Consider the following 24,962-nt stretch of genomic DNA (forward strand, 5'->3'; position numbering starts at 1 on the left):
ACCTGCGTAGACTGAGCGCGTGCTCACGGTCGCCGTCCTCATCTCCGGCGCCGGCTCCAACCTCCGCGCCCTGCTCGAGGCGGCATCCGCCCCCGGTTTTCCCGCGCGCGTGGTCGTGGTCGGTGCCGACCGCGAGGCCGACGGCTTCGTCCACGCCGAGCACTTCGGCATCCCGAGCTTCCTCGTCGCGTACGACTCGTTCGCCTCGCGCGCGGAGTGGGGGGCCGAGCTCGGCGCGCAGCTGGCCGTGTGGCAGCCCGACCTCGTCGTGCTGAGCGGTCTGATGCGACTGCTGCCGGCCGACCTCGTCGCCGCGTGGGAGCCGCGCATCATCAACACCCACCCCGCGTACCTGCCCGAGTTCCCGGGGGCGCACGGCGTCCGCGACGCCCTCGTCGCCGGTGCCACCCAGACGGGGGCGAGCGTCATCGTCGTCGACTCCGGGGTCGACACGGGTCCGATCCTCGCGCAGGAGCGCATTCCCGTGCTCCCTGGTGACACCGAGGACACCCTGCACGAGCGCATCAAGCCCGTCGAACGGCGTCTGCTCATCGACGTCGTGCGACGCATCGCCGAGGGCGAGCTCGACCTCGCCGCCGCGGCATCCCGAACCGCCTGACCGTGCGGCGGGCCCTCGTCCGCCGCGTACGAACCCGACTCGAGACACAGGAGCCGCAAGCCATGGCCGGACCCCGCCACGACCCCGCCGACTACCGTCCCCGCGACGTCGTCCCGATCCGCCGCGCACTGGTGTCGGTCAGCGATAAGACCGGCCTGCTCGAACTGGGCGAGGCGCTCGCCGCGGCCGGCGTCGAGATCGTGTCGACCGGCGGGTCGGCCAGCCTGCTGCGCGACGCCGGGTACGCCGTCACCGACGTCTCGGCCGTGACCGGCTTCCCCGAGTCGCTCGACGGCCGCGTCAAGACGCTGCACCCGAACGTGCACGCCGGGCTCCTGGCCGACCTGCGCCTCGCCTCGCACGAGGAGCAGCTCGCCGAGCTCGGCATCCGTCCGTTCGAACTCGTCGTGGTCAACCTGTACCCGTTCGTCGAGACCGTGGCATCCGGAGCCGAGGGTGACGATGTCGTGGAGCAGATCGACATCGGTGGCCCCGCCATGGTGCGCGCGTCGGCGAAGAACCACGCCAACGTCGCCATCGTCGTCTCGCCCGAGTCGTACCCCGCGATCGTCGAGGCCCTGCGGGCGGAGGGCGGCACCACCCTCGTGCAGCGCCGCGAGCTCGCCGCACGCGCGTTCTCGCACACGGCTGCGTACGACACCGCCGTGTCGACGTGGTTCGCCGAGGGCACCCTGGGCGATGACATCGACCTGCCCGCGCACCTGACGATCCAGGCCGAGCGCCTGTCGACTCTGCGTTACGGCGAGAACTCGCACCAGCGCGCCGCGATCTACTCGCGCGTCGGCGGACACGGGATCGCGCAGGCCACGCAGCTGCAGGGCAAAGAGATGTCGTACAACAACTACGTCGACGCGGACGCCGCCCTGCGCGCCGCCTTCGACATGGTCAAGCCGGCGGTCGCGATCATCAAGCACGCCAACCCCTGCGGCATCGCCGTCTCGGCGCCCAACGCGCTCGATCCCATCGCCTCGGCGCACCTGCGCGCCCACGAGTGCGACCCGGTGTCGGCCTTCGGGGGCGTGATCGCGGCCAACCGGACCGTCACGCTGAAGATGGCCGAGAACCTGCGCGACATCTTCACCGAGGTGATCATCGCGCCCGACTTCGAGCCCGAGGCGCTCGAGGTGTTCAAGCTCAAGAAGAACCTGCGCGTCCTGCGACTGCCCGCCGACTGGAAGCAGGAGCCGATGGACGTACGCCTGGTCTCGGGGGGACTCCTGCTGCAGGACGCTGATCGGTTCCCCGCCGACATCGAGTCGGTGGCGAAGGATTGGGAGCTCGTCTCGGGCGAGCGTCCCGCCGAGGCCGACATGGAGAACCTGATCTTCGCGTGGAAGTCGTGCCGCGCCGTGAAGTCGAACGCGATCGTCCTCGCGCAGGCCTCGGCCACCGTCGGCATCGGCATGGGCCAGGTCAACCGCGTCGATTCGTGCCGTCTCGCCGTGGAACGGGCCGGCGAGCGTGCGGCGGGCTCGATCGCGGCATCCGATGCGTTCTTCCCCTTCGCCGACGGCCCGCAGGTGCTGATCGACGCGGGGATCTCGGCGATCATCCAGCCCGGGGGATCGGTGCGGGATGCCGAGGTCATCGACGCCGCGCGCGCCGCGGGCGTGACGATGTTCTTCACGGGCGAGCGGCACTTCTTCCACTGACCCGTCGCCCCCCGACGCCGTCGCAGCTCCGGTTGCGGCGGCGTCGTCGCGTGCGCAGGGCGCGGGGGCGTGACGTGCACGGCGATCGGCGGGGTTGCGGCCAGGGCCGGGGTCGGGGTCGGGGCAGCGGCTGCGGCCAGGGTCGCGGCTGCGGCTGCGGCTGCGGTTGCGGCCAGGCACGCGGCTGCGGCTGCGGCTCGGGCTCGGGCTCGACCCATGGTTGCCCATAAACGCTGTCCGTGCTGACAAACGCGGTGGCTGCGCGTTTCTCGGCATGGATGGCGTTTATCGGCGGGAGGGGGCGACGGCGGCACTGCGCCCGGGGTGATCGTGGCGGGGTGTCGTGGCGTCGGGGGTGTCACCCATGAACGCTGTCCGTGCTCCTAACGCTGTCCGTGCTCATAAACGCTGTCCGTGCTGGCAAACGCGGTGGCTGCGCGTTCCTCGGCACGGATGGCGTTTATCGGCGGGGTGGGGCGACGCAGGGCGAGGATGGCGAGCTGCGCGAGCGCTCGTCGCGCGACCGGCCGCGGCGACGTCGGGCGCTCGTCACGCGCTCATCGCGATGAGCTTCGCGACGGTGTTGGCGTTGCGCGCGGTGCCGACCACGCCGAGACGCTTCTCGAACCAGGCCGCCTGGAACTTCGAGCCGCCGATCCCCTCGGGATACCGCACGAAGACCTCGCGGCCGTCGAGCGCCGCTTCTTCAGGGGTGCCATCGGGCACGGCGAGAGGACTGGACGGCGCCGTCGCGAGGAGCACCGTCTGCCCCCGTCGACCTTCGGCGGTACTGGCGAACGGGTTGCGCGCGTGCGCGTCGGCGAGCTCGGTGTGCATGCGCACGACCACCGGCAGGTCGAAGCCGAAGGCCCTGCCGACGGCCTCGCGCACCAGACCCGCGATCTCAACGGGGGAGCGCCCTGCGTCATCGAGCACGACGTTGCCGGCGACCTGCCGCGCGCCGACCTCGCCCAGACCCGCGGATGCCAATACCTCGCGCAGCGCGGGCATCTTCAGCGCGGTGGCTCCGCCGACGCCGCGGATGAGGGCGATCGTGCGAGGCAGGGCGCGACCCAGCGCGCCTGGGGCGACCGACAAACGCCTCCCGCGACGAGAAACGACGGCGCGCGCCGTTTCTCGCTCGCCGGGGCGTTTCTCGGCGAAGGGAGCGCGGCGCTCAGGCCGAGTCGCGCCCCAGCGTCTCGAGCAGGCGCAGCCACACCTCGCTGACCGTCGGATACGACGGCACGGCGTGCCACAGGCGCTTGATCGGGACCTCGCCGACGATCGCGATCGTGGCGGAGTGCAGCAGCTCGGCGATATCGGGCCCGACGAAGGTCGCGCCGACGAGCACGTGCCGGTCGAGGTCGACGAGCACCCGCGCCTGACCGACGTAGGCGTCGGATTGCTCGCTCGACCCGGCGATACCCGCCAGGTCGTAGTCGAGGACCGTGACGTTCAGGCCCTTGTCCTCGGCCTTCTTGGCGGTGAGGCCTACCGAGGCGACCTCGGGGTCGGTGAAGGTCACCTGCGGGACGGCGTCGTGATCGGCGGTGGCGACGTGCGCTCCCCAGGGTGCGTCGTCGATCTCGGCGCCCTGCGCGCGCGCCGCGATGACGTCGCCCGCCGCGCGGGCCTGGTACTTGCCCTGGTGCGTGAGCAGCGCACGATGGTTGACGTCGCCCACGGCGTACAGCCAGTCCGAGCCGTGCACGCGCAGGGTGTCGTCGACGTCGATCCACTCGCCGGGGGTGAGGCCCACGGCCTCCAGCCCGAGATCCTGCGTGCGGGGCGTGCGGCCGACCGCGACGAGCACCTCGGCGGCCGTCACCGTCGTGCCGTCGGACAGCTCGAGCACCGCGTGCCCGTCGTCGTCACGGCGTGCCGCGGTGGCGTCGGCGCCCAGCTTCACCGTCACCCCGCGCTCGCGCAGAGCGGATGCCACGAGCTCGCCGGCGAACGGCTCGTTGCCGCCGAGCAGGCCCGAGCGGGCGATGAGCGTGACGTCGGTGCCGAGGCTCTGGAAGGCCGTGGCCATCTCGGCGCCCACGACGCCCCCGCCGAGGATGGCGAGCGAGGCCGGCACCTGCTCGACCGCGGTGGCCTCGCGGCTGGTCCACGGTGCGATGTCGGCGAGGCCCGGGATGTTGGGGAGGAGGGCGGCGGACCCGGTGCACACGGCGACCGCGTGGCGGGCGACGAGGTCGGTGGTGGAGCCGTCGGCGGCGGTGACGCGCACCGTCTTCTCGCCCGTCAACGCGCCGTGGCCGCGCACGAGGTCGATGCCCGCACCCTGCAGCCACTGCACCTGGCCGGAGTCGTCGTAGTTGCTGGTCATGGTGTCGCGGCGTCGCAGGACGGCGGCGACGTCGAGGTCGCCCGTGACGGCCTGACGGGCGCCGTCGACGTCGCGCGCGGCGCGCAGGGCGGCGGCGCTGCGCAGCAGGGCCTTCGACGGCATGCACGCCCAGTACGAGCATTCGCCGCCGACGAGCTCGGACTCCACGATCGCGGCGGTGAGGCCCGCTTGGACGGCCCGGTCGGCGACGTTCTCGCCCACGGGTCCGGCTCCGATGACGATGAGGTCGTATTCGCGTTCGCTCATGCCGCTCACGCTACTCACGGCATTCGACATCGCAGGGGGGTTGCGGCGGGGCGAGGGAGGCCCCGAACCCCGGTGGGGCCACCCGCTCGACGTCGGACGGAACGGCATCCCGGCACAGAACAGGCGGTCTTGACCCGGTGACTGAACCGGTTTAGAGTTGGAGTGCTGAACCGGTTTAGACGGCGGCCTCGACACGACGGAGTGACGGATGACGAATGACACGCGACCCACCATCGCCGACGTCGCGCGCCGTGCCGGGGTCAGCAAGGGCCTGGTCTCGTTCGCCCTGAACGGCCGGGCGGGCGTCGCCCCCGACACGCGGGACCGCATCCTCGCGGTCGCCGCCGACATGGGCTTCAGCCCCAGCCTGCGCGCCCGTTCGCTCAGCGTCGGCCGCGCCTTCGCGTGCGGCCTGGTGATCGGCCGCAGCCCCGACGTCATCGCCGCGGACCCCTTCTTCCCGTCCTTCATCGCCGGCGTCGAGGACGAGTTCTCGATCTCGGGCCAGGTGCTCGTGCTCGCCGCCGCCACCCCGGGGCGTCACGAGGAGGACACCTACCGCGGGCTCGTCGCCGACCGTCGGGTCGACGGCGTCATCCTGTCCGACCTCCGGGCCGACGACCCCCGGGTCGCCCTCGTCGCCGAACTCGGCATCGCGGCCGTGACCCTGGGCGTCCCCGACGTCGACAGCCCCTTCACCTCGGTGTCCGTCGACGACGGTGCCGGCATCCGCCTCGCGGTGGACCACCTCGCCGACCTCGGCCACACCGACATCGCCCATGTCGCCGGGCCCACGGCCATGCTGCACGGGCGCAACCGCACCGCCGCGTTCGAGCGGGCCGCCGGCGCCCGCGGCATCCGGTCCCGCGTCGTCGCGACCGACTTCAGCGCCGCCGACGGTGCCCGCGCGACGGATGCGCTGCTGGACGCCGAGACCCCTCCGACCGCGATCGTCTACTCCAACGACAACATGGCCATCGCAGGTCTCGGCCGCGCCCAGCGCCGGGGGCTGGTCGTGCCGCGCGACCTGTCGATCACCGGGTTCGACGACGCCGAGATCGGACGCCACCTGTACCCCGCGCTGACCAGCGTCGCCACCGACGCGCGCGGGTGGGGCGCCGCCGCCGCCCGCGCACTGCTGGCCGCGACCACCGGTGCCGCCGTCGAAGCCCGAATGCTGCCCGACCCCCGTCTGATCGTGCGCGCCTCGACGGCTTCGCCCGCATCCGGCGCGCACCACACCGCTTGACGCACCGCGGGTGAATCCCGCTCTCACAAGGAGGAAGACATGCGACGACGCATTCTCACCACAGCCCTCGCCGCCACCGGCGTTCTGGCCCTGTCCGCCTGCAGTGGCGGGGGAGGAGGGACCGGGGGCATGGACGCCCGCGGCCCCCTCACGATCTGGTACTCCAACAACGACGCCGAGATCGCCTGGGGCCAGCAGATGGTCGAGGCCTGGAACGCCGCCAACCCCGACCAGCAGATCACCGCGCAGGAGATCCCCGCCGGGTCGTCGAGCGAGGAGGTCATCGGGGCGGCCATCACCGCCGGCAACGCCCCCTGCCTGATCTTCAACACCTCGCCCGCCGCGGTGCCGGGATTCGAGCGCCAGGGCGGTCTGGTCAACCTGTCGGACTTCCCCGACGGAGAGCAGTACATCACCGAGCGCAGCGGCGACCTCGCCGAGCAGTACCGCTCCGACGACGGCGGCTTCTATCAGCTGCCGTGGAAGAGCAACCCCGTCATGATCTTCTACAACAAGGACCTCTTCGCCCAGGCCGGTCTCGACGCCGAGAACCCGCAGCTGTCCTCGTACGACGAGTTCCTGACGACCGCGCGGGCGCTGAAGAGCGCCGGGGTGTCGCCCTACGCCATCAACCCGGCCCCCACCAGCGAGTTCTTCCAGTCCTGGTTCGACTTCTACCCCCTGTACGCCGCGCAGACCGGCGGAAAGCAGCTCGTCGAGGACGGCCAGGCCACCTTCGACGACGCGGAGGGTCAGGCGGTCGCCGACTTCTGGCGCACCGTCTACAGCGAGCAGCTCGCCGGCAACGAGCAGTACCAGGGCGACGCCTTCGCCGACGGTCAGGCCGCGATGGCGATCGTGGGGCCGTGGGCCATCTCGGTCTACCAGGACAAGGTGAACTGGGGCTCGGTCCCCGTGCCGACCGAGAACGGCACCGCCGCCGGCGAGACCTGGACCTTCAGCGACGCCAAGAACGTCGGTCTGTTCACCGCGTGCGAGAACAAGGCGACCGCGTGGGACGTGCTGAAGTTCGCCACGAGCGAGGAGCAGGACGGCACCTGGCTCGAAGAGACCGGGCAGATGCCGTTGCGCACCGACCTGACCTCGACCTACGCCGACTACTTCGCCGCGAACCCGTCCTACGAGCAGTTCGGCGACCAGGCCGCGCGCACCGTCGAGGTTCCGAACGTGCAGAACTCGGTCGAGATCTGGCAGGCGTTCCGCGACGGCTACTCGAAGGCGGTCATCTTCGGCGAGGGCGACGTCACCACGTTCCTCTCGGATGCCAAGACCCAGATCGACCAGCTCGTGGCGGGGAACTGACATGACCACGTCCGTCGCCGGCGCGACCGGCCGCACCGGGGGCGACCCCGGTCGGCCGGGCCGCGCGGGCGCGGAGGACACCGGGACGAAGCGGCGTCGCCCGTTCGGCGCGCAGCCGCTCGGCATCCTGTTCTCCGCCCCGTACCTGATCTTCATCGGCGTGGTCTTCGCCTACCCGATCGTGTTCGCGGTGTGGATGTCGTTCCACGACTACTTCTTCACCGCGCCGGGTGCGAACGTCGACCGGCCGTTCGTGGGCCTCGACAACTACGTCACGGCCCTCACCGACCCCGACGTGTGGCGCGCGTTCGGCAACGTCGGCGTCTTCCTGCTGATCAACGTGCCGCTCACGGTGGTGCTGTCGATCCTGCTGGCCACCGCGCTCGACCGCGTGGTGCGCGCCCGCACCTTCTTCCGGGTGGCGTTCTACGTGCCCTACGTCACGGCATCCGTCGCCGTCGTCGCCGTCTGGCTGTTCCTGTTCTCGAACACGGGACTGGTGAACAACGTGCTCGGGCCGCTCGCGCCGAACCCGTCGTGGCTGGTCAACTCCGCCCTGGCGATGCCGACGATCGCCCTCTTCGTGACGTGGAAGGGGCTGGGGTTCTACATCCTGCTCTACCTCGCCGCGCTGCAGAACGTCCAGCGAGAGCTCTACGAGTCGGTGGCCGTGGACGGGGGCGGGCGGATCCGCCAGTTCTTCGCGGTCACGGTGCCCGGGGTGCGGCCGGCGACGTTCCTCGTCGTCCTGCTGTCCACGATCACGGGCGCGAACCTCTTCACCGAGCCCTACCTGCTCACGAGCGGCGGCGGACCCAACGGCGCGTCCACGTCGCCCGTGCTCCTGATCTACCAGAAGGGCATCGAGCAGCAGAACCCCGACGTGGCCGCGGCCATCGGCGTGGTGCTGATCGTCTTCGTGCTCGTCATCGCGCTGCTGCAGCGCCGGTTCGTTGGGAGGGAGGAATCATGAGAAACCGAGTCGTCACCTACGGCGTGCTCACCGTCGGCGCCCTCGCGTTCCTGTTCCCCTTCTATTACATGATCGCGGGATCGCTGCAGACGAACCCGGACACCTCGATCGCGGGGGCCTTCCCGAACCCCGGCAACCTCACGACCGAGAACTACACCGCGATCGACGGCCGCATCAACCTGCTGCAGGGATTGGCCAACTCCGGCATCTTCACCGGGGGCGTGATCCTCGGCACGATCGTGTTCGGCGTGCTCGCCGGCTACGCGCTCGCGGTGCTGAGGTGGCGGGGCCGGTCGGCGACCTTCGCCCTGGTGCTGCTGGTGCAGGTGATCCCGTTCCAGCTGCTGATGATCCCGCTGTACGTCATGATCGCGCGCGACTACGGACTCAGCGACAGCTACCTGGGCATGATCCTGCCGTTCTTCATCAACTCCACGGCCGTGGTCATCTTCCGCCAGTACTTCCTGCAGCTGCCGAAGGAGCTCTTCGACGCCGCCCGCATCGACGGCGCGAACGAGTTCCGGCTGCTGTGGAGCGTGGCGTTGCCGCTGGTGCGACCGGCGCTGCTGACCGCGGTGCTGCTGACCTTCATCGGTCCGTGGAACGAGTTCCTGTGGCCCTTCCTCATCACCAAGGACGCCACGATGCAGCCCCTGGCGGTGTCGCTGGCCAACTTCATCAGCAACATCGCGGCATCCACCGCCAATCCCTTTGGCGCGATGATGGCCGGCGCCGTCGTCCTCGCCGCCCCCGCGGTGGCGCTGTTCCTCATCTTCCAGCGCTACTTCACCTCGAACGACCTCGGATCCGGAGTGAAAGGATGACAATGACCCCCGAATCCCCCGTCCCCTACCGCCTCACACGTGTGGGTGTGGTGATGACCCCCGAGCCCGGCAACGCCGACGAGGCCGAGGGCGTGCTCAATCCGGCTTCGGGCCGCGGACCCGACGGGCAGTTGTACCTGCTGCCGCGGCTCGTGGCCGAGGGCAACGTCTCGCGCGTGGGCCTGGCCCGCGTCGTGGTCGAAGACGGCATCCCCGTCTCGGTCGAACGCGAGGGAATCGTGCTGCAGCCCGACCGCGGGTGGGAGCGCGGCGTCGGCAACGCCGGCACCGAGGACCCCCGTACCACGTGGATCGACGCCCTCGGCCTGCACGTGATGACCTACGTCGCCTACGGTCCGCTGGGCCCGCGGACGGCCGTCGCCGTGTCGGAGGACCTGCGCCACTGGCGGCGCCTGGGGCCGGTGCTCTTCCGCTACCAGGACGACCTCGACATGGACCTCAACCTGTTCCACAACAAGGACACCGTCTTCTTCCCCGAGCCCGTCACGGCACCCGACGGCACCGAGGCGCTCGCCGTGCTGCACCGCCCCATGTGGGACCTCGGTGAGACCAAGCCCGGGCAGGGTGTGCGCGTCCCCGCGGGGGTGCAGGACCAGCGTCAATCGATCTGGATCAGCTACGTGCCCCTCGCCGCCGTCCGCAACGATCTCTCGGCTATCGCGCTGTGGGAGCAGCACCGCTTCGTCGCCGGGCCGCAGTTCCCCTTCGAAGAGGTCAAGATCGGGGGCGGCCCGCCGCCGCTGCGCATTCCCGAGGGGTGGCTCGTGCTGCACCACGGGGTGACCGGCGTGATCGACGGCGCGTTCTCTCAGCAGCAGAGGGTCAACTACGCCGCCGGGGCGCTGATCCTGGATGCCGAGGACCCGAGCCGCGTGATCGCACGCACGCCCGAGCCGCTCCTGGCCCCCGAGACCGACGACGAGCGCAGCGGCATCGTGCCCAACGTCGTGTTCCCCACCGCGATCGAGGAGATCGACGGTCGTCACTTCGTGTTCTACGGCATGGCCGACAGCAAGATCGGCGTCGCCCTGCTCGAACGCACGGACTGATCCCCGCGGGGCGGCTTCCCCGCTTCCGCGCACCTCTCGGCGCATTCACCGTGACCCGCGCCGAGCACTGCTGTAGCGTCGCTCTCCCGTCGTCGGCCTCGACGGCGGGGGAGCGGGGTGCAGCACTCGTGCACCATCCCACCGAAAGGACCCCCCTCCCATGAACGCACGATGGAGTGCGCGCATCACGGCCGTCGTCGGCGCCGCCGCCCTCGCCGTCCCGCTCGCCGCCGCGCCGGCGCTGACCGCACCGACCGCCGTGGCCGCGGCATCCGGTCCCCTGACCACTCTCGATCACCTGGACTTCCTGCTCGACGAGGCCACCCCGCCCGCCGGCGTGTCGGGGCACTCGACCTACCGCCAGGCCGAGGAACCCACGCTCCTGGCGCCGTGGACCTACGCCGACGCGCGCGACGGCGGCGCCTTCGAGCGGATCGGCGGGGGTCCGCTCGACCCCGCGACCGGCGATTGGGGGCAGGGCGCCTTCAACGCCGACGACAACACCCGTGCCGCGGTCGTGTACACCCGGCATTGGGAGCTGACCGGCGACCCCGACAGTCGGCAGAAGGCCTACGAACTGCTGCGCACGGTCGCCTATCACCAGACCCTCGACGGCCCCTCCGCGGGCAACGTCGTTCTGTGGATGCAGCCGGACGGCGAGCTGAACCCCTCCGCCGAGCCCGTCGAGCTGCCCGACCCCTCGGACTCCGGACCCAGCTATTGGACGGCGCGCACCGTCTGGGCCCTCGGCGAGGGGTACGCCGCCTTCGCCGACGACGACCCCGCTTTCGCAGGCTTCCTCAAAGACCGTCTGGCGCTGTCGCGCGGGGCGATCGAGCGCGATGTGCTGTCGCAGTACGGCCAGTACGTGCAGTCGGACGGTGTCCGCGTGCCGGCGTGGCTGATCGTCGACGGTGCCGACGCCACGGCCGAAGCAGTGCTCGGGCTCTCCGCCGCCGTGGAGGCGGGCGACGACTCCTCGGCCACCGCGGCGCGGCAGCTCGCCGAGGGGATCGCCGCCATGGCATCCGGGACCACCCGTCAGTGGCCGTACGGTGCCGTGCTGCCGTGGGCGCAGTCGCCCGCGATCTGGCACGCGTGGGGGTCGCAGATGCCCGCCGCCCTCGCCCGCGCCGGTGAACTGTTCGACGACGACGCGCTCGTCCGGCCCGCCATCGCCGATGCCACCGGCTTCTCCACGACGCTGCTGACCGCCGGCGGGCCCGACAACGGATGGAACCCCAGCCCGACCGACCGGGTGCAGATCGCGTACGGCGCGGACTCGCGGGTGCAGTCGCTGCTCGCCCTGGCCGACACGACCGGATCGGACGCGTTCGCGCAGCTCGCGGCGATGCAGGCGGCCTGGTTCTTCGGCGCCAACCACGCGGGGGCGCGCATGTACGATCCGTCCACCGGCGTGACCTTCGACGGGCTCCAGCCCGACGGCACGGTCAACCGCAACAGCGGCGCGGAGTCGACGATCCACGGCCTGCTCACCGCGATCGCGCTCGACGCCCACCCCGCCGTCGCGGCGCGCGCGACGGCGACGACCTCGGTCGAGGCGCGCGAGGGCCTGGAGTACGTCGAGGCGGAGGATGCCACCGACACCGACGGAACGGTCTTCACCCCCGCGTCGGCGTGGACGGGGGAGTCGGGGTGGTCCGGCGACGGCCTGGCCCTCGAGCCGCGGCAGAGCGCGACGTGGGACATCGGTTCGTCTGACACCCGCCGCTGGGTCGAGCCCGTGGTCAAGACCGAGCCGGGCGCGTCGACGCAGTCGGCCTGGCGCGGTGGCGGCGTGCTGCGGGTGACCGGCCCCGGGCAGGGCATCTCGCCCACGCCGGGCGCCCTGCTCCCGTATGCCCTGACCGCCCCGGTCTCCGGCGACGACGTACGCGTCACGGCCTTGCGCGGAACGCTGACCCTCGACGGGCTCATCGTCCGCCCGTGGATCTCGCGTCTCGTGCTGGGCGGCGACGCTCGCAGCGAGCTGGTGCACTCGAGCGCGATCGCCCCGCAGCGCACGACGATCGGCGCCGATGGGGTCGTCGCGACGGTGAAGGTCTACGACGCATCGGGGTCGATGGTGCGCACGATCTCGGCCGACGGTGCCGTGCGGGTCGTCGTACCCGCCGGCGGGTTCGCCGTCGCCGAGGGCTGACTCGGCCTCCGGCCGGGGCCCGCGCGGTCCCGGCCGGGGGTGCCGGCCCTGCCGCCACCCCGGTCCCGATGCGTCCGGCGGTCCGCCGGGGCACGTCCGGGGACGCCGGCCCGGTCGCCACCCCGGTCCCGGTGCGTCCGGCGGTTCACCCGGGCACGGCCGTGTCCGATTTCCGCCAGCCGATGTCGGGGGCGGGTGGCAGGGTGGATGCCATGACATCCACCGCCGCCGACGGATCCGGCTCCCGGGCCCCCGGCTTCACCGAGCGCTATCGCGTGATCCAGTCGCGCGACCGGCGCTTCGACGGCCAGTTCGTCACCGCGGTGCGCTCGACCGGCATCTACTGCCGGCCGAGCTGCCCGGCGCGCACGCCGCGTGAAGAGAACGTCACCTTCTACCCCACGTCGGCGGCCGCGCACGAGGCCGGCTATCGCGCGTGCAAGCGGTGCCTGCCCGAGGCGGCGCCCGGTTCGCCGCTGTGGGACCTGCGCTCCGACGTCGCCGCGCGGGCCATGCGCCTCATCGCCGACGGGGTGGTCGACCGTGAGGGGGTCCCGGGCCTCGCCCGCCGCCTGGGGTATTCGCCCCGCCACCTCACCCGCGTCCTCACCGCCGAGTTGGGCGCGGGGCCCCTGGCCCTGGCCCGCGCCCACCGTGCGCACACCGCCCGCGCGCTGCTCGTGGGCACCGACATGTCGTCCGCCGACGTGGCGTTCTCGGCCGGGTTCTCCAGCATCCGCCAGTTCACCGAGACGATCGGCGAGGTCTTCGGCCTGACGCCGAGCGCCCTGCGCGCACGACGCTCCGCCGCGGCGCGCGCCGAGATCTCGGCGGGCGAGATCGACCTGGCCCTGCCCGTGCGCGGCCCCATCGACACCGTCGGCCTGTTCGGGTGGATGCGCGCCCATGCCGTCCCCGGGGTCGAAGTCGGCGACGACCGCTCCTTCGCCCGGGTCGTGCGCCTGCCCGGCGGGCCGGTGTGGTTCGAGGTGCGTCTCGCCGACGACGGACGCCTGCGGCTGCGCGCACGACTGACCGCCCTGGCCGATCTCGGCACCCTCATCGCGCGGGTGCGCCGTCTGTTCGACCTCGATGCCGACCCGCTCGCGGTCGACGACGCCCTCTCGCGGCATCCCGAACTCGCCGCCGCCGTCGCGGCGATCCCCGGGGTCCGGGTGCCGGGGGCGGTCGATCCCGACGAGATGCTGCTGCGCGCCATGATCGGTCAGCAGATCAGCGTGGCGTCGGCGCGGACGATGCAGGGACGCCTGGCGGCCGAGCTCGGCGAGAGGGCCGAGGTCGGACCGCACCCCCTCACGCTGTTCCCCCCGCCCGCCGTCATCGCCGAGCGCGGTCTCGAGGTGCTGCGGGGGCCCGCGGCGCGCATGCGGGCGATCGTGGGGGCGGCGGCCGCGCTCGCCGACGGCTCGCTCGCCCTCGGCCCGGGCGACGACCGCACCGAGCAGCGGGAGCGCCTGCTCGCGATGCGCGGGATCGGTCCGTGGACCGCCGACTACGTGCGGATGCGCGTGCTGGGCGACCCCGACGTGCTCCTTCCCGGCGACGTCGCCGCCCGCGCGGGTGCCGCCGCCCTCGGGCTGCCGTCCGACCCGGCCGGGTTCACCGCGTTCTCGGAGCGACTGGCGCCCTGGCGCAGTTACGCGATGGCCCACTACTGGTACGCCGCCCCCGTCACGCAGGCCTGGCGCTCACCCGCCGCCCCCCTCCGTCCCTCCGAAAGCGAGGCCTCCGCATGACCACGATCGCACCGCCACGCACGGCGACCCTGCAGATCATCGACACCCCCGACGGCGACTTCGCCGTCCTCGCCGACCCCCGAGGTCGCGTGCTCGTGTCGGGCTGGACGTCGGACCCGGATGCCGTCCTCGCGCGGCTGCGTCCCGACCGGCGACCCGTCGAGATCGTCGCCGCAGAGACGGCCGCGGCGGACGCCGTCCGCGCCTACTACGCCGGCGACCTCCGCGCGATCGACCGGGTCGAGGTCGCCCAGCACGGCACGGCGCTCCAGCTCGCCGGGTGGCAGGCCCTGCGGCGGATCGCCCCCGGAGAGCCGCTGACCTACGCCGGCTTCGCCTCGGCGCTGGGCTCGCCCTCGGCGGTGCGGGCCGCGGCATCCATCTGCGCCCGCAACGCGGTGGCGCTGTTCGTCCCGTGCCACCGCGTGCGGCGCGCAGACGGCACGATGGGCGGGTTCGCGTGGGGGACCGGGGTGAAGCAGCGGCTCCTCGCGCGCGAGTCGGCGGCCTGAACGACGAGAACACCCTTGCCCTCAGGGTTCTCACAGGGATAGGCTGGAGGGCTGTCGTTCCCCCCGGCGATGGCTTCACACCGATCAAGGAGGATGCCATGGACCAGATCGACGCCCCCGTCGCCCCGGCCGCCGCGTCCTCCGTCGCCGCGCGTCCCGGCCGACGCCCCTAGGGCCCGCGTCCGCGCTCCGGCGCATCCGCTGCGCCCTGTCCGACGCGCGTCGTCGCGCCCCGGCATCCCTGTCCGCGCCCGATCCCGGCGCCCGCTTCGACCCCACGAGGATCATGACCACCTCACCGTCCGACAAACGCCTCTCGACGCCACGCGCGCTCGCGCGGCTGCTGCCCATCGCCCGTCCCGTGCTGCCGCGCCTGATCGCCGGTGCCGTCACCGCGCTGGTCGCGAGCCTGCTCGCCCTGGCGATCCCGCTCGTGCTCGAGCAGATCGTCGCCGGCCCGATCGCCTCGCTCGACCCCACCGCGCTGGTCTGGGGCTCGCTCGCCGTCCTCGGGCTCGGTCTCGCCGAGGCCGCGATGGTCTGGCTGCGCCGCTGGTTCGTGCTCGCCCCCGCCACCAAGGTCGAGTACGACCTGCGCCAGTCGTTCTACTCACGCCTGCAGCGTCTGCCGGTGGCGTTCCACGACCGGTGGCAGTCGGGACAGCTGCTGTCGCGCATGATGCAGGACATCAGCATGCTGCGCCGCTGGCTCGCTTTCGGCGTCATCCTGCTCGTGGTCAACATGCTCACGATCGTCATCGGCGCCGTGCTGCTCTTCCGCTGGCACTGGCTGCTCGGCGCGCTGTTCCTGGTCACCTCGGCCCCCGTGATCTACGTCGGCTTCCGCTTCGAGAAGCGCTACGGCGCGCTGACACGGCAGAGCCAGGACCAGGCGGGCGACCTCGCCACCTCGGTCGAAGAGAGCGTCCACGGCATCCGCGTCCTCAAGGCCTTCGGCCGTGGCACGCACGCGCTGCAGAAGTTCACCCGTCAGGCCGAGTCCCTGCGCGAGACCGAGATCGACAAGGCCCGCGCGATCGGCTGGATCTGGTTCTGGCTGGTGCTGCTGCCCGACATCGCGTTCGCGGTGTGCCTGGGCGCCGGCATCGTGCTGACCCAGCTCGGACAGCTGCAGGTCGCCGAACTCGTGGCCTTCTTCGCCATGGCGACCGTGCTGCGGTGGCCGATGGAGTCGATCGGGTTCCTCTTCTCGTTCCTCCTCGACGCGCGGACCGCCACCGACCGCATCTTCGAGGTCTTCGACGAGCAGAACACCATCGTCGACCCCGAGAACCCGCGCACCATCACCGCGCCCCGCGGTGAGCTCACCTTCGAGGGGGCGCATTTCCGCTACCAGGATGCCGCGGGCACCGAGCCCGACCTGCTCGACGGCGTGGACCTGACGCTGCGCCCGGGCGAGACCATGGCGCTGGTCGGCCTCACCGGGTCGGGTAAGACGACGCTCACCACCCTGCCGGGACGCCTGTACGACGTCACGGGTGGCCGCGTGCTGCTGGACGGCGTGGACGTGCGCGACCTCACGCTCGCCGAGCTGCGCCGTCACGTGGGCATGGCCTTCGAGGACGCCACGCTGTTCTCGCAGACCGTCCGCGACAACGTCCTGCTCGGCCGCGAAGACCTGGTGCCCGGCTCACCCGAGGCCGAGGAGATCCTGCGCGAGGCGCTGCAGGTCGCACAGGCGCACTTCGTCTACGAGCTCCCCGACGGCCTCGACACCGTGATCGGCGAAGAGGGCCTGAGCCTGTCCGGCGGACAGCGTCAGCGTCTCGCCCTCGCCCGTGCCGTGGCCGCCCGCCCGGCCGTCCTGGTGCTCGACGACCCGTTGTCGGCGCTCGACGTCGACACCGAGGCGCTCGTCGAGGACGCCCTGCGCGAGGTGCTCAGTGAGACGACCGCTCTGGTGGTGGCCCATCGGCCCTCGACGGTCACCCTCGCCGACCGCGTCGCGCTGTTGCAGGACGGTCGCGTGACGGCCGTCGGGACGCACTCCGCGCTGCTGCGCGAGAGCGATCACTACCGCTACGTCATCTCGAGCCTCGAAGAGGCCGAGCGTGAGGCCCGCACCGGGGCGATCCCGGTCGTCTCCGCCGACGGCGTACCCCGGGACGCCCCGGCGCCCACCTCCCACGGTGAGATCCCCACCGACGACGCCCGCACCGAGAAGGAGGCGACCCGATGACCACCGCGACCGTCGCCGGAACCAGCGGTGAGGACCGCTCCGACTACACCCGCGCCGAGAGCCGCGCGATCCGCCGGCGTTCGCTTCGTCTGCTCGGATCGCTCGTCTCGCCGCTGCGGTGGCAGCTCGTGCTCGCGGCCGCCGTCCTCGTCGTCTCGACCGCCCTGCGCGTCGCCGGCCCCGCCCTCATCGCCTACGGCATCGACAACGCGCTGCCCGCGGTGATCGAGAGAAGCGAGTGGATGCCGACCTACGGCGTCGTCGGCGTGTACCTGCTCGCGGGGATCGGCGGTGCGGTGCTGATCGGCTGGTACGTCGTCGTCGCGGCGCGCCTCACCCAGGCGGTGATGCTGGACCTGCGCAAGCGGATCTTCCTGCACACCCAGCGGCTGAGTCTGGAGTTCCACGAGTCGTACACCTCGGGCCGCATCATCTCCCGCCAGACGAGCGACCTCGACACGATCCGGGAGCTGCTCGACGGCGGACTGAACGAGCTCGTCTCGGGAGTCCTCTACGGCCTGTTCACCCTGGCCGCGCTGTTCCTCATCGACTGGCAGTCGGGACTGATCCTCACGCTCATGGGCATCCCGATGTACCTCCTCATGCGCTGGTTCTACTCGCGCTCGCAGGTCATCTACCGGGAGTCGCGGGTCATCAGCGCCCAGGTGATCGTGAAGTTCGTCGAGTCCATGACCGGCATCCGTGCCGTCAAGGCGTTCCGCAAGGAACCGCGCAACGACGAGGAGTTCGGCACGCTCGCCGCCGACTACCGCGACGTCAACATGCGCTCCATCAGACTCTTCGGCACGTTCGAGCCGGGCATCATGACCGTCGCCGCCGTCTCGGTCGCCGTGGTGCTGCTGTGGGGCGGCGGTCGCGTGATCGCGGGGCCGCTCGAGATCGGTGTGCTCACGGCGGCGGTGCTGTACGTGCGCAACTTCTTCTCACCCCTGCAGGAGGTCGCGTTCTTCCTGAACTCGTACCAGTCCGCCACCGCGGCGCTCGAGAAGGTGTCTGGCGTGCTCGAGGAGGAGCCGACGGTTCCGGATCCGACCGATCCCGTCGACCTGTGGAGCGCGCGCGGCCACGTCCGTTTCGACGAGGTCACCTTCGGCTACACCGAGGGCCGCGTCATCCTACCGAACTTCTCGCTGGACATCCCCGCGGGGCAGACGATCGCCCTCGTCGGCACCACCGGCGCCGGCAAGACGACGCTCGCGAAGCTCGTCTCGCGGTTCTACGACCCGACGAAGGGGGCGGTGACGCTCGACGACGTCGACCTGCGCCGTCTGCACCCGAAGGACCTGCGCCGCGCGATCGTCATGGTCACGCAGGAGGCGTATCTGTTCAGCGGCACCGTGGCCGACAACATCGCCCTCGGCAAGCCGGATGCCACGATGGACGAGATCCGCGCGGCGGCCCGCGCGGTGGGCGCGGACGCGTTCATCTCGAAGCTGCCCGACGGGTACGACACCGACGTGAACAAGCGCGGCGGCCGGGTCTCGGCGGGGCAGCGTCAGCTGATCTCGTTTGCCCGGGCCTTCCTCGCCGATCCGGCGGTGCTGATCCTCGACGAGGCGACGGCGTCGCTGGACATCCCCAGCGAGCGCCTCATCCAGGACGCCCTGCAGACGTTGCTGGCCGACCGCACCGCGATCATCATCGCCCACCGCCTCTCGACGGTGGCGATCGCCGACCGCGTGCTGGTGATGGAGCACGGTCGCATCATCGAGGACGACGCCCCCGCCACCCTCATCGCCGGCACGGGCAAGTTCGCGCAGCTGCACGCCGCGTGGCGGGAGTCGCTGGTCTAGCCCACCCCGTCCGAGCCCGGATGCCACGTCCCGTCGGGGCGTGGCATCCGCCGTCTTTTGGCGCCTCGGACACCGCACGGCCCCCCGTCAGCCAACGCATTCGGACGTGTGCAACGGACTCGGATGCGGCCGTCACCCTGGTCCGAATGTGTTGCACCGGTCCGAATCTCCTCGCGTGCCCGTCCGGATGGGTCCCGCCGGGTGATCCCGCGATCGACGCGGTTCTGACCGCTCGGGGAGGGGGGGGGATTGCGGGCACCGGATCCGGACGCCTGCAACCGATTCGGATGCCGGCGAGCGCGGCGTCCGAATCCGATGTGATCATCCGCATCCGGTGATCGCCGAGATCGTCAGCGCGGCGCCACGCCCACGCCGTTCACCTCGCGAGGTGCAGCCCCTGGGCGATCGCCGTCGTGACCGTGCGTTCCACGCCGGCCCAGTCGCTCACCACGTCGCGATAGCTGAAGCGCAGCACGGTGTAGCCGCGAGCGATCACGTCACGATCGTGGGCGAGGTCACGCTGTCGGTCCTGAGGGGTCGAGTGATAAGCGAAGCCGTCGAGCTGAACGATGAGACGGTCACCGATGAGAACGTCGACGCGGTGCCCCGCGATGAGCACCTGCTGGCGGATCGGCACGCCCCAGGGGGTCAGGCGCACCACGAAGATCGTCTTGAGTCCTGAGTCCGACCGCCCCGTTGCGATGGAGGCCAACCGCTTGGCTGGGGGAGTGCGCCATGACATCTTCGCGACGACATCGGGGTGCAGGCGCTCGTGCCGCAGCGCTGATTCCCACACGACCAGGGCCTGCTCGAACGGGAGACAGCTCGCGACGTGCTCGAGACAATCGGGGATCGACTCGACGAGGTGGTGAGCGGGCAGCGGCACGAGAGGAGCCGACCAGTGCGTGACGATGTCGGCGGGCGGAGCATGGCCGTCACGCTTCACCACGACGTGCAGCGACGCACCGACTCCCTCGGGGATCCACCAACCCCGCAGGGTCGCGGCGCTGATGCACGCGAGCCGGCCGGACGCCCGGGCGGCGCTGACGAGAGCGGTGGGGGCGGTGGTCGTGGCGACCCAGTAGCGCTTGACCCGGTCGACCTCGCCCCGTGTGATGGCTGCGCGCAGTCGACCGGGAGGGATGCCGGCATCCAGGATCTGCTGACGGTGCACGATGCCGCCGCGCGCGGTCACCCACTCGGCGATGTCCATCGGTCCAGCCTGCTCCTCGGAGCGGACGAGGATGCGCCGAAAAAGGGGCAGCTGTGGAGCAGGCAGTGGACCCACCATCAGGGGAGGAATCGCAGCAACTCAACAGAATCGGATGATCGCAGTGGGTGCGGATGATCGAGCCAGCTCGATCCGAATCTGTTGCGCAGATCCGGATCGGTTGCGGCGCAGCGCGGCCCGGGAAACCGCGGCGTCAGGCCTGCACCCGCGGCGTTAGGCCTGCACCCGCGGCGTCAGGCCTGCACCCGCGGCGTCGGGCCTGCACCCGCGTCGTCAGGCCTGCACCCGCGGCGTCAGGCCTGCACCCGCGGCGTCAGGCCTGCACCCGAGGCGTCAGGCCTGCACCCGCGGCCGTCAGACGTGGACGCGCGCGATGACTTCGCCGTACTCCGTCTCACCGACGGGCTCGAAGCCCACACGGCGGAAGAACGCCTCGGGACCGTCGTCGCCGGGCTCGTAGATGACGTCGACGTGGTCCATTCCCCGACCGCGTGCCTCTTCGATCACGGCGGCGATCGCGAAACTGCCCACGCCGCGACCCTGCTCGTCGGCATCGACGTTGATGCGCCACAGGACGGACTGGAAGTGCTCCTCGTGCGCGTCACGGTCGAAATTCGCGCTGACGAAGCCGACGACCTCGTTGCCGTCGAGCACGACGCGCTGCCAGGAGGTCTGGGGGTTGCTGACGGTCGCGGCGATCCCGTAGCTCACCGGCGCGAGGAACTGCTCCTGCCCGGGCTTGAGCGAGAGCGTGTTGACGGCCACGATCGTGGCGGCGGACAGTTCGACGAGACGCAGGTCGGCCATGCGCCCAGGCTAGCGGCACGGCCACCTCGCCCCCAAGATCGCATGCCAGCGCATGCGTCCGCCGGTCAGGAGGCAGGGCGGGGCGGCATCCGAAGTATCTTGATATCAAGACACTTTGCCGTGGTGCGATAGGCTGGCTTACAACCCTGGCCGCCTCTACGGAGAGATCTGACGTGCCCGATTCCACCATCATCTACACGTACACCGACGAGGCGCCGGCTCTCGCCACCGCGTCGTTCCTGCCAATCGTGCAGGCCGTCACGAAGCAGGCGGGCGTCGACGTCGAGACCCGCGACATCTCGCTCGCCGGCCGCATCCTCGCGGCCTTCCCGCAGCGTCTGACCCCCGAGCAGCAGGTGGGCGACGCCCTCGCCGAGCTCGGCGGACTGGCCACACTGCCCGAGGCGAACATCATCAAGCTGCCGAACATCTCGGCATCCATCCCGCAGCTCAAGGCCGCGATCGCCGAGCTCCAGTCGCAGGGGTACGACATCCCCGACTACCCGGACGAGGCGTCGAGCGTCGAGGACAAGGACGTGCGCGCCCGCTACGACCGCATCAAGGGTTCCGCCGTGAACCCGGTCCTGCGCGAGGGCAACAGCGACCGTCGCGCGCCCCTGGCCGTGAAGAACTACGCCAAGAAGCACCCGCACCGCAACAAGTCGTTCGGCGAGGGGTCGAAGACCCGCGTCGCCACCCTCGGCCACGACGACTTCCGCTCGAACGAGAAGTCGGTCGTGCTCGCCGACGACGACGTGCTGGCGATCCAGCACGTGTCGGCCGACGGCGAGACGAAGACGCTGAAAGAGGGCCTGAAGGTCCTTCAGGGCGAGATCGTGGATGCCACGTTCCTCTCGGCCGCGGCTCTGGACGCCTTCCTCGCCGACACGCTCGCGCAGGCGAAGGCCGACGACGTGCTCTACTCGGCGCATCTGAAGGCCACGATGATGAAGGTCAGCGACCCGATCATCTTCGGTCACGTCGTGAAGGCGTTCTTCGCCGACGTCTTCGACCGCTACGGCGACGCGCTCGCGGCCGCGGGCCTCACCCCCAACGACGGTCTGGGCTCGATCCTCTCGGGTCTGGCGAACGTCGAGGGCGGCGACGCGATCGCGGCCGAGATCCACGCGGCGCTCGAGAACGGCCCCCGTCTGTCGTACGTCAACAGCGACAAGGGCATCACCAACCTGCACGTCCCCTCGGACGTCATCGTGGATGCCTCGATGCCCGCGTTGATCCGCAACGGCGGCAAGCTGTGGGGCGCCGACGGGGGCGAGGACGACACCCTCGCCGTCATCCCCGACTCCTCGTACGCCGGTGTCTATCAGGCGACCATCGACGATGTCATCGCTCACGGCCCGCTCGACCCCGCCACCATCGGCTCGGTGCCGAACGTGGGTCTGATGGCTCAGGCGGCCGAAGAATACGGCAGCCACGACAAGACGTTCGAGATCCCCGCGCCCGGACGCGTGCAGGTCGTCGCCTCGAACGGCGACGTGCTGCTCGAGCACGAGGTCGGCACCGGCGACATCTGGCGCGCGACCCAGACCAAAGACGTGGCCGTGCGCGACTGGGTGAAGCTCGCCGTCACCCGCGCCCGCGCCACGGGCGTGCCCGCGGTGTTCTGGCTCGACGAGACGCGCGCGCACGACCGCAACCTCATCGCCAAGGTCAACGAGTACCTCGCCGACCACGACACCGAGGGTCTGACGATCGAGATCCTCGCGCCGGCCGAGGCGACGACGTACTCGCTCGAGCGCATCCGTCGCGGCGAGGACACCATCTCGGTCACCGGCAACGTGCTGCGCGACTACCTCACCGACCTGTTCCCGATCCTCGAGGTCGGCACGAGCGCCAAGATGCTCTCGATCGTCCCGCTGCTCGCGGGTGGCGGCCTGTTCGAGACCGGCGCCGGCGGCTCGGCTCCCAAGCACGTGCAGCAGCTCGTCGAAGAGGACTACCTGCGCTGGGACTCGCTGGGCGAGTTCTTCGCCCTCGCGGCCTCGCTCGAGCACCTCGCCGACACCACGGGCAACGAGCGCGCCCGCGTGCTCGCGCAGACCCTGGACGCCGCGACCGGCACGTTCCTCGAGAACGACAAGTCGCCGGGTCGTGCCCTGGGCACGATCGACAACCGCGGCAGCCACTTCTACCTCGCGCTCTACTGGGCGCAGGAGTTGGCGACGCAGACGACGGATGCCGACCTGGCCCAGGTCTTCGCCCCGGTCGCCGAGAAGCTGCAGGCCGCGGAGCAGACGATCGTCGCCGAGCTCAACGCCGTCCAGGGCCACCGCGCCGAGATCGGCGGGTACTACCGCCCGAACACGGAGCTCGTCGAGAAGGTCATGCGCCCCTCGGCGACGCTGAACGCCGTGGTCGACGCCCTGCGCTGAGCCCGAGACCCGAAAGGGGCGGATGCCACACGGCATCCGCCCCTTTGTTTCGTGCGCGCGCCCGCCCCGTCGTCGGACGACGTGCGTCCTTCGTCGTTGAGTTGCGGCGTCTGCCCGCGGGCGTGGGCGTTCCGCGTGCATATGGCGCAAGTCAGCGACGGACGAGTGCGAGGGTTCGGCTCACTTCGGCGTCGAGTACGGGGCGGCGGGGCGGAGGCCGGGCGGACGGATGCGCGGAGACGAGAAGAGGGGCGGATGCCGAATGGCATCCGCCCCTCACAAGGGTCCCGGTTCAGTAGTGGACCGAGACCTCGGTGCCGCGGTAGGCCCACTCGTACAGTTCCTTGGCCTGCGGGATCGTCATGTTGATGCAGCCGTGGCTCATCGGCGTCCCGAAGTTGTTGTGCCAGTACGTGCCGTGGAAGCCCTCGTCGCCGTTGAAGTACGCGACCCAGGGGACGTCCTTGGTGCAGTAGTCGTAGCCGGGCACGCAGCCCATGTCCTGCATCTCGGTCTTCCATCCGATGCGGAAGTTGCCCGTGTGGGTGGCGAAATCGCCCGCACCCGACGAGATCGTGTACGAGCGGTAGACCTGACCGTTCTGCCAGAGCGTCGTGGTCTGGGTGCTCAGGTTGACGTCGATGCGTCGCTCGGTCTTGGTGGTGGCGAAGGCGGTCTCGGCGACGTCGAGCGCGTAGCGCCCGTTGCCGTCGGCGAGCTGCGCCGCGAACGCGGCCGCGATGCCGCTGGTGTCGCCGAGGGTGCGACCGGTCTGTCCGTCGGCGAGGGCCTTGATGACCTCGCCACCGGAGTCGACGATGAGATCCGCGTCGACCGCGGCACGGTCGACCGCCGCCGGCAGGCCCTGCACGGCGGCGGCGATCGCCGTCTCGTCGGCGGAGATCGCGAAGTCGCCCCGACCGTCGGGCGTGACGGTCAGCCACGAGGCCGCGGTGGCGCGGTCGACGGGAACGGTGCGCTCGTCGCCGACGTAGAAGCCGGCGGAGTCCAGGATGCCGTTGAGAGTCGCCACGGCGGCGTCGGCCTCTGCGGTCGAGACGGTGGCCTCGACGGGGACGAGGCCGGCCTCGACGGTGGTCGCGGCGGTGCCGGCGTCGAAGGCCGTCTGCAGCGCGGCCGTGACGGCGGTGGTGTCGATGCCCTCACCCGCCTGCGCGGGGGTGGTGACGTAGGCCTGCGAGCCGGCGTCGTATGCCAGGGTCGCGTCGACGGGGGCCCGGTAGGCGCCGGGGGCCTTGGCGCTCAGCGCGGCGGCTGCTTCGGCGGCGTCGATCTGCACGGACACCCCGGTGCCCTCGGGGAACCAGGCGGCGGGCTTCCACATCGGGTTGTCGGAGAAGGCCTTGCCGGCGAGGGCGGCGGCATCGACGGTCGCACCGAGCTCGGCTCCGGTGACGGTGACGTCGCCCGCGGGGCTGTCGACCGTGATCGTGGTGTCGGCCAGGCGGGTCGAGATGGCCTGCGCGGCCGCGCCGGCGGTGAGGCCACCGATCTGCACACCGGCCACCGACGCGCCCGGGGCGATGAGCACGAGCGAGGCCGCGATGAGGGCCACGGCCGTGGCGCCGGCGGGGATGCCGATCCACAGGCCGGAGCGGTTCTTGCGCGGTGCGGGCTCGACGGGAGCCCAGGCGTAGGTCGCGCCGTCGGTGACAGGTGCGCCGTCGGTCATGGTCAAACCCCCCAGAAGTCAGTCTTCCCATGCTAAGCATGCTTCTTCTCGGAGACGA

At 71.2% G+C, this 24,962-nt stretch carries 18 protein-coding genes; 13 read left to right on the forward strand and 5 right to left on the reverse strand.

Annotation, left to right across the window (positions count from 1 at the left end; genetic code table 11):
- Positions 1-19 precede the first annotated feature (19 nt).
- Together purN and purH are read left to right on the forward strand one after the other, a co-directional pair.
- Positions 20-619: a phosphoribosylglycinamide formyltransferase gene (purN, locus tag ACIPVB_RS05620; RefSeq protein ID WP_400367533.1), complete on the forward strand. Its 600-nt coding sequence runs from the start codon at positions 20-22 to the stop codon at positions 617-619.
- A 62-nt stretch (positions 620-681) separates the two neighbouring features.
- Positions 682-2,292, forward strand: coding sequence for a bifunctional phosphoribosylaminoimidazolecarboxamide formyltransferase/IMP cyclohydrolase (gene purH / locus ACIPVB_RS05625; protein ID WP_400367534.1), 1,611 nt, complete (start codon positions 682-684; stop codon positions 2,290-2,292).
- A gap of 549 nt (positions 2,293-2,841) precedes the next feature.
- Here purH and ACIPVB_RS05630 read toward each other — a convergent pair.
- Both ACIPVB_RS05630 and ACIPVB_RS05635 read right to left on the reverse strand, forming a co-directional pair.
- Positions 2,842-3,390 carry a DUF1697 domain-containing protein gene (locus ACIPVB_RS05630; RefSeq protein ID WP_400367535.1) on the reverse strand — a complete coding sequence of 183 codons (549 nt, stop codon included), beginning with the start codon at positions 3,388-3,390 and terminating at the stop codon, positions 2,842-2,844.
- A 79-nt stretch (positions 3,391-3,469) separates the two neighbouring features.
- Positions 3,470-4,897: a dihydrolipoyl dehydrogenase family protein gene (locus ACIPVB_RS05635; RefSeq protein ID WP_400367536.1), complete on the reverse strand. Its 1,428-nt coding sequence runs from the start codon at positions 4,895-4,897 to the stop codon at positions 3,470-3,472.
- 208 nt (positions 4,898-5,105) lie between these two features.
- Here ACIPVB_RS05635 and ACIPVB_RS05640 point away from each other — a divergent pair, with 208 nt between their 5' ends.
- The 10 genes from ACIPVB_RS05640 (at position 5,106) to ACIPVB_RS05685 (ending at position 18,780) form a co-directional block, all read left to right on the forward strand.
- On the forward strand, positions 5,106-6,146 hold the full coding sequence (locus ACIPVB_RS05640) for a LacI family DNA-binding transcriptional regulator (RefSeq protein ID WP_400367537.1): 1,041 nt from the start codon (positions 5,106-5,108) through the stop codon (positions 6,144-6,146).
- Positions 6,147-6,185: 39 nt separating this feature from the next.
- Positions 6,186-7,469 (forward strand): extracellular solute-binding protein, encoded by a 1,284-nt coding sequence (locus tag ACIPVB_RS05645; protein ID WP_400367538.1) that lies wholly within the window; start codon positions 6,186-6,188, stop codon positions 7,467-7,469.
- Between the two features lies 1 nt (position 7,470).
- Positions 7,471-8,442, forward strand: a complete 972-nt coding sequence (locus ACIPVB_RS05650; protein WP_400367539.1) for a carbohydrate ABC transporter permease — start codon at positions 7,471-7,473, stop codon at positions 8,440-8,442.
- On the forward strand, positions 8,439-9,266 hold the full coding sequence (locus ACIPVB_RS05655) for a carbohydrate ABC transporter permease (protein WP_400367540.1): 828 nt from the start codon (positions 8,439-8,441) through the stop codon (positions 9,264-9,266). The genes ACIPVB_RS05650 and ACIPVB_RS05655 overlap by 4 nt, the downstream gene beginning before the upstream one ends.
- A 2-nt stretch (positions 9,267-9,268) precedes the next feature.
- Positions 9,269-10,336: a glycosidase gene (locus tag ACIPVB_RS05660; protein ID WP_400367541.1), complete on the forward strand. Its 1,068-nt coding sequence runs from the start codon at positions 9,269-9,271 to the stop codon at positions 10,334-10,336.
- Between the two features lie 160 nt (positions 10,337-10,496).
- Positions 10,497-12,497, forward strand: coding sequence for a hypothetical protein (locus ACIPVB_RS05665; protein WP_400367542.1), 2,001 nt, complete (start codon positions 10,497-10,499; stop codon positions 12,495-12,497).
- A 212-nt stretch (positions 12,498-12,709) separates the two neighbouring features.
- Positions 12,710-14,254, forward strand: a complete 1,545-nt coding sequence (locus ACIPVB_RS05670; protein WP_400367543.1) for an Ada metal-binding domain-containing protein — start codon at positions 12,710-12,712, stop codon at positions 14,252-14,254.
- Entirely contained in the window at positions 14,251-14,766 is a 516-nt protein-coding gene (locus ACIPVB_RS05675; protein ID WP_400367544.1) for a methylated-DNA--[protein]-cysteine S-methyltransferase, read from the forward strand. The genes ACIPVB_RS05670 and ACIPVB_RS05675 overlap by 4 nt, the downstream gene beginning before the upstream one ends.
- 286 nt (positions 14,767-15,052) lie before the next feature.
- Positions 15,053-16,966 carry an ABC transporter ATP-binding protein gene (locus tag ACIPVB_RS05680; protein ID WP_400367545.1) on the forward strand — a complete coding sequence of 638 codons (1,914 nt, stop codon included), beginning with the start codon at positions 15,053-15,055 and terminating at the stop codon, positions 16,964-16,966.
- The gene (locus ACIPVB_RS05685; RefSeq protein WP_400367546.1) at positions 16,963-18,780 is read left to right on the forward strand and encodes an ABC transporter ATP-binding protein; all 1,818 of its coding nucleotides are present in this window, start codon (positions 16,963-16,965) and stop codon (positions 18,778-18,780) included. Before ACIPVB_RS05680 ends, ACIPVB_RS05685 begins: the two co-directional genes overlap by 4 nt.
- Before the next feature lie 376 nt (positions 18,781-19,156).
- Here the strand turns inward: ACIPVB_RS05685 and ACIPVB_RS05690 are convergent, their stop codons facing one another.
- Together ACIPVB_RS05690 and ACIPVB_RS05695 are read right to left on the reverse strand one after the other, a co-directional pair.
- Positions 19,157-19,993 (reverse strand): DUF559 domain-containing protein, encoded by an 837-nt coding sequence (locus tag ACIPVB_RS05690; protein ID WP_400367547.1) that lies wholly within the window; start codon positions 19,991-19,993, stop codon positions 19,157-19,159.
- A 372-nt stretch (positions 19,994-20,365) separates the two neighbouring features.
- Positions 20,366-20,818 (reverse strand): GNAT family N-acetyltransferase, encoded by a 453-nt coding sequence (locus ACIPVB_RS05695; RefSeq protein WP_400367548.1) that lies wholly within the window; start codon positions 20,816-20,818, stop codon positions 20,366-20,368.
- A gap of 173 nt (positions 20,819-20,991) precedes the next feature.
- Here ACIPVB_RS05695 and ACIPVB_RS05700 point away from each other — a divergent pair, with 173 nt between their 5' ends.
- Positions 20,992-23,211, forward strand: coding sequence for an NADP-dependent isocitrate dehydrogenase (locus ACIPVB_RS05700; RefSeq protein WP_400367549.1), 2,220 nt, complete (start codon positions 20,992-20,994; stop codon positions 23,209-23,211).
- Positions 23,212-23,503: 292 nt separating this feature from the next.
- On the opposite strand, the gene ACIPVB_RS05705 is transcribed toward ACIPVB_RS05700, so the two are convergent.
- On the reverse strand, positions 23,504-24,904 hold the full coding sequence (locus tag ACIPVB_RS05705) for a L,D-transpeptidase family protein (RefSeq protein WP_400367550.1): 1,401 nt from the start codon (positions 24,902-24,904) through the stop codon (positions 23,504-23,506).
- Between the last annotated feature and the right edge of the window lie 58 nt (positions 24,905-24,962).

This window comes from Microbacterium sp. NPDC090007, assembly GCF_044748345.1.
Taxonomy (GTDB): Bacteria; Actinomycetota; Actinomycetes; order Actinomycetales; family Microbacteriaceae; genus Microbacterium.

Coding starts and splice junctions, on each gene's coding strand:
- ACIPVB_RS05655 (WP_400367540.1), top strand. CDS start 8,439: ATGAGAAACCGAGTCGTCACCTACGGCGTGCTCACCGTCGGCGCCCTC.
- ACIPVB_RS05665 (WP_400367542.1), top strand. CDS start 10,497: ATGAACGCACGATGGAGTGCGCGCATCACGGCCGTCGTCGGCGCCGCC.
- ACIPVB_RS05635 (WP_400367536.1), bottom strand. CDS start 4,897: ATGAGCGAACGCGAATACGACCTCATCGTCATCGGAGCCGGACCCGTG.
- ACIPVB_RS05680 (WP_400367545.1), top strand. CDS start 15,053: ATGACCACCTCACCGTCCGACAAACGCCTCTCGACGCCACGCGCGCTC.
- ACIPVB_RS05660 (WP_400367541.1), top strand. CDS start 9,269: ATGACCCCCGAATCCCCCGTCCCCTACCGCCTCACACGTGTGGGTGTG.
- ACIPVB_RS05640 (WP_400367537.1), top strand. CDS start 5,106: ATGACGAATGACACGCGACCCACCATCGCCGACGTCGCGCGCCGTGCC.
- ACIPVB_RS05670 (WP_400367543.1), top strand. CDS start 12,710: ATGACATCCACCGCCGCCGACGGATCCGGCTCCCGGGCCCCCGGCTTC.
- ACIPVB_RS05685 (WP_400367546.1), top strand. CDS start 16,963: ATGACCACCGCGACCGTCGCCGGAACCAGCGGTGAGGACCGCTCCGAC.
- ACIPVB_RS05695 (WP_400367548.1), bottom strand. CDS start 20,818: ATGGCCGACCTGCGTCTCGTCGAACTGTCCGCCGCCACGATCGTGGCC.
- ACIPVB_RS05705 (WP_400367550.1), bottom strand. CDS start 24,904: ATGACCGACGGCGCACCTGTCACCGACGGCGCGACCTACGCCTGGGCT.
- ACIPVB_RS05675 (WP_400367544.1), top strand. CDS start 14,251: ATGACCACGATCGCACCGCCACGCACGGCGACCCTGCAGATCATCGAC.
- ACIPVB_RS05645 (WP_400367538.1), top strand. CDS start 6,186: ATGCGACGACGCATTCTCACCACAGCCCTCGCCGCCACCGGCGTTCTG.
- purH (WP_400367534.1), top strand. CDS start 682: ATGGCCGGACCCCGCCACGACCCCGCCGACTACCGTCCCCGCGACGTC.
- ACIPVB_RS05650 (WP_400367539.1), top strand. CDS start 7,471: ATGACCACGTCCGTCGCCGGCGCGACCGGCCGCACCGGGGGCGACCCC.
- ACIPVB_RS05690 (WP_400367547.1), bottom strand. CDS start 19,993: ATGGACATCGCCGAGTGGGTGACCGCGCGCGGCGGCATCGTGCACCGT.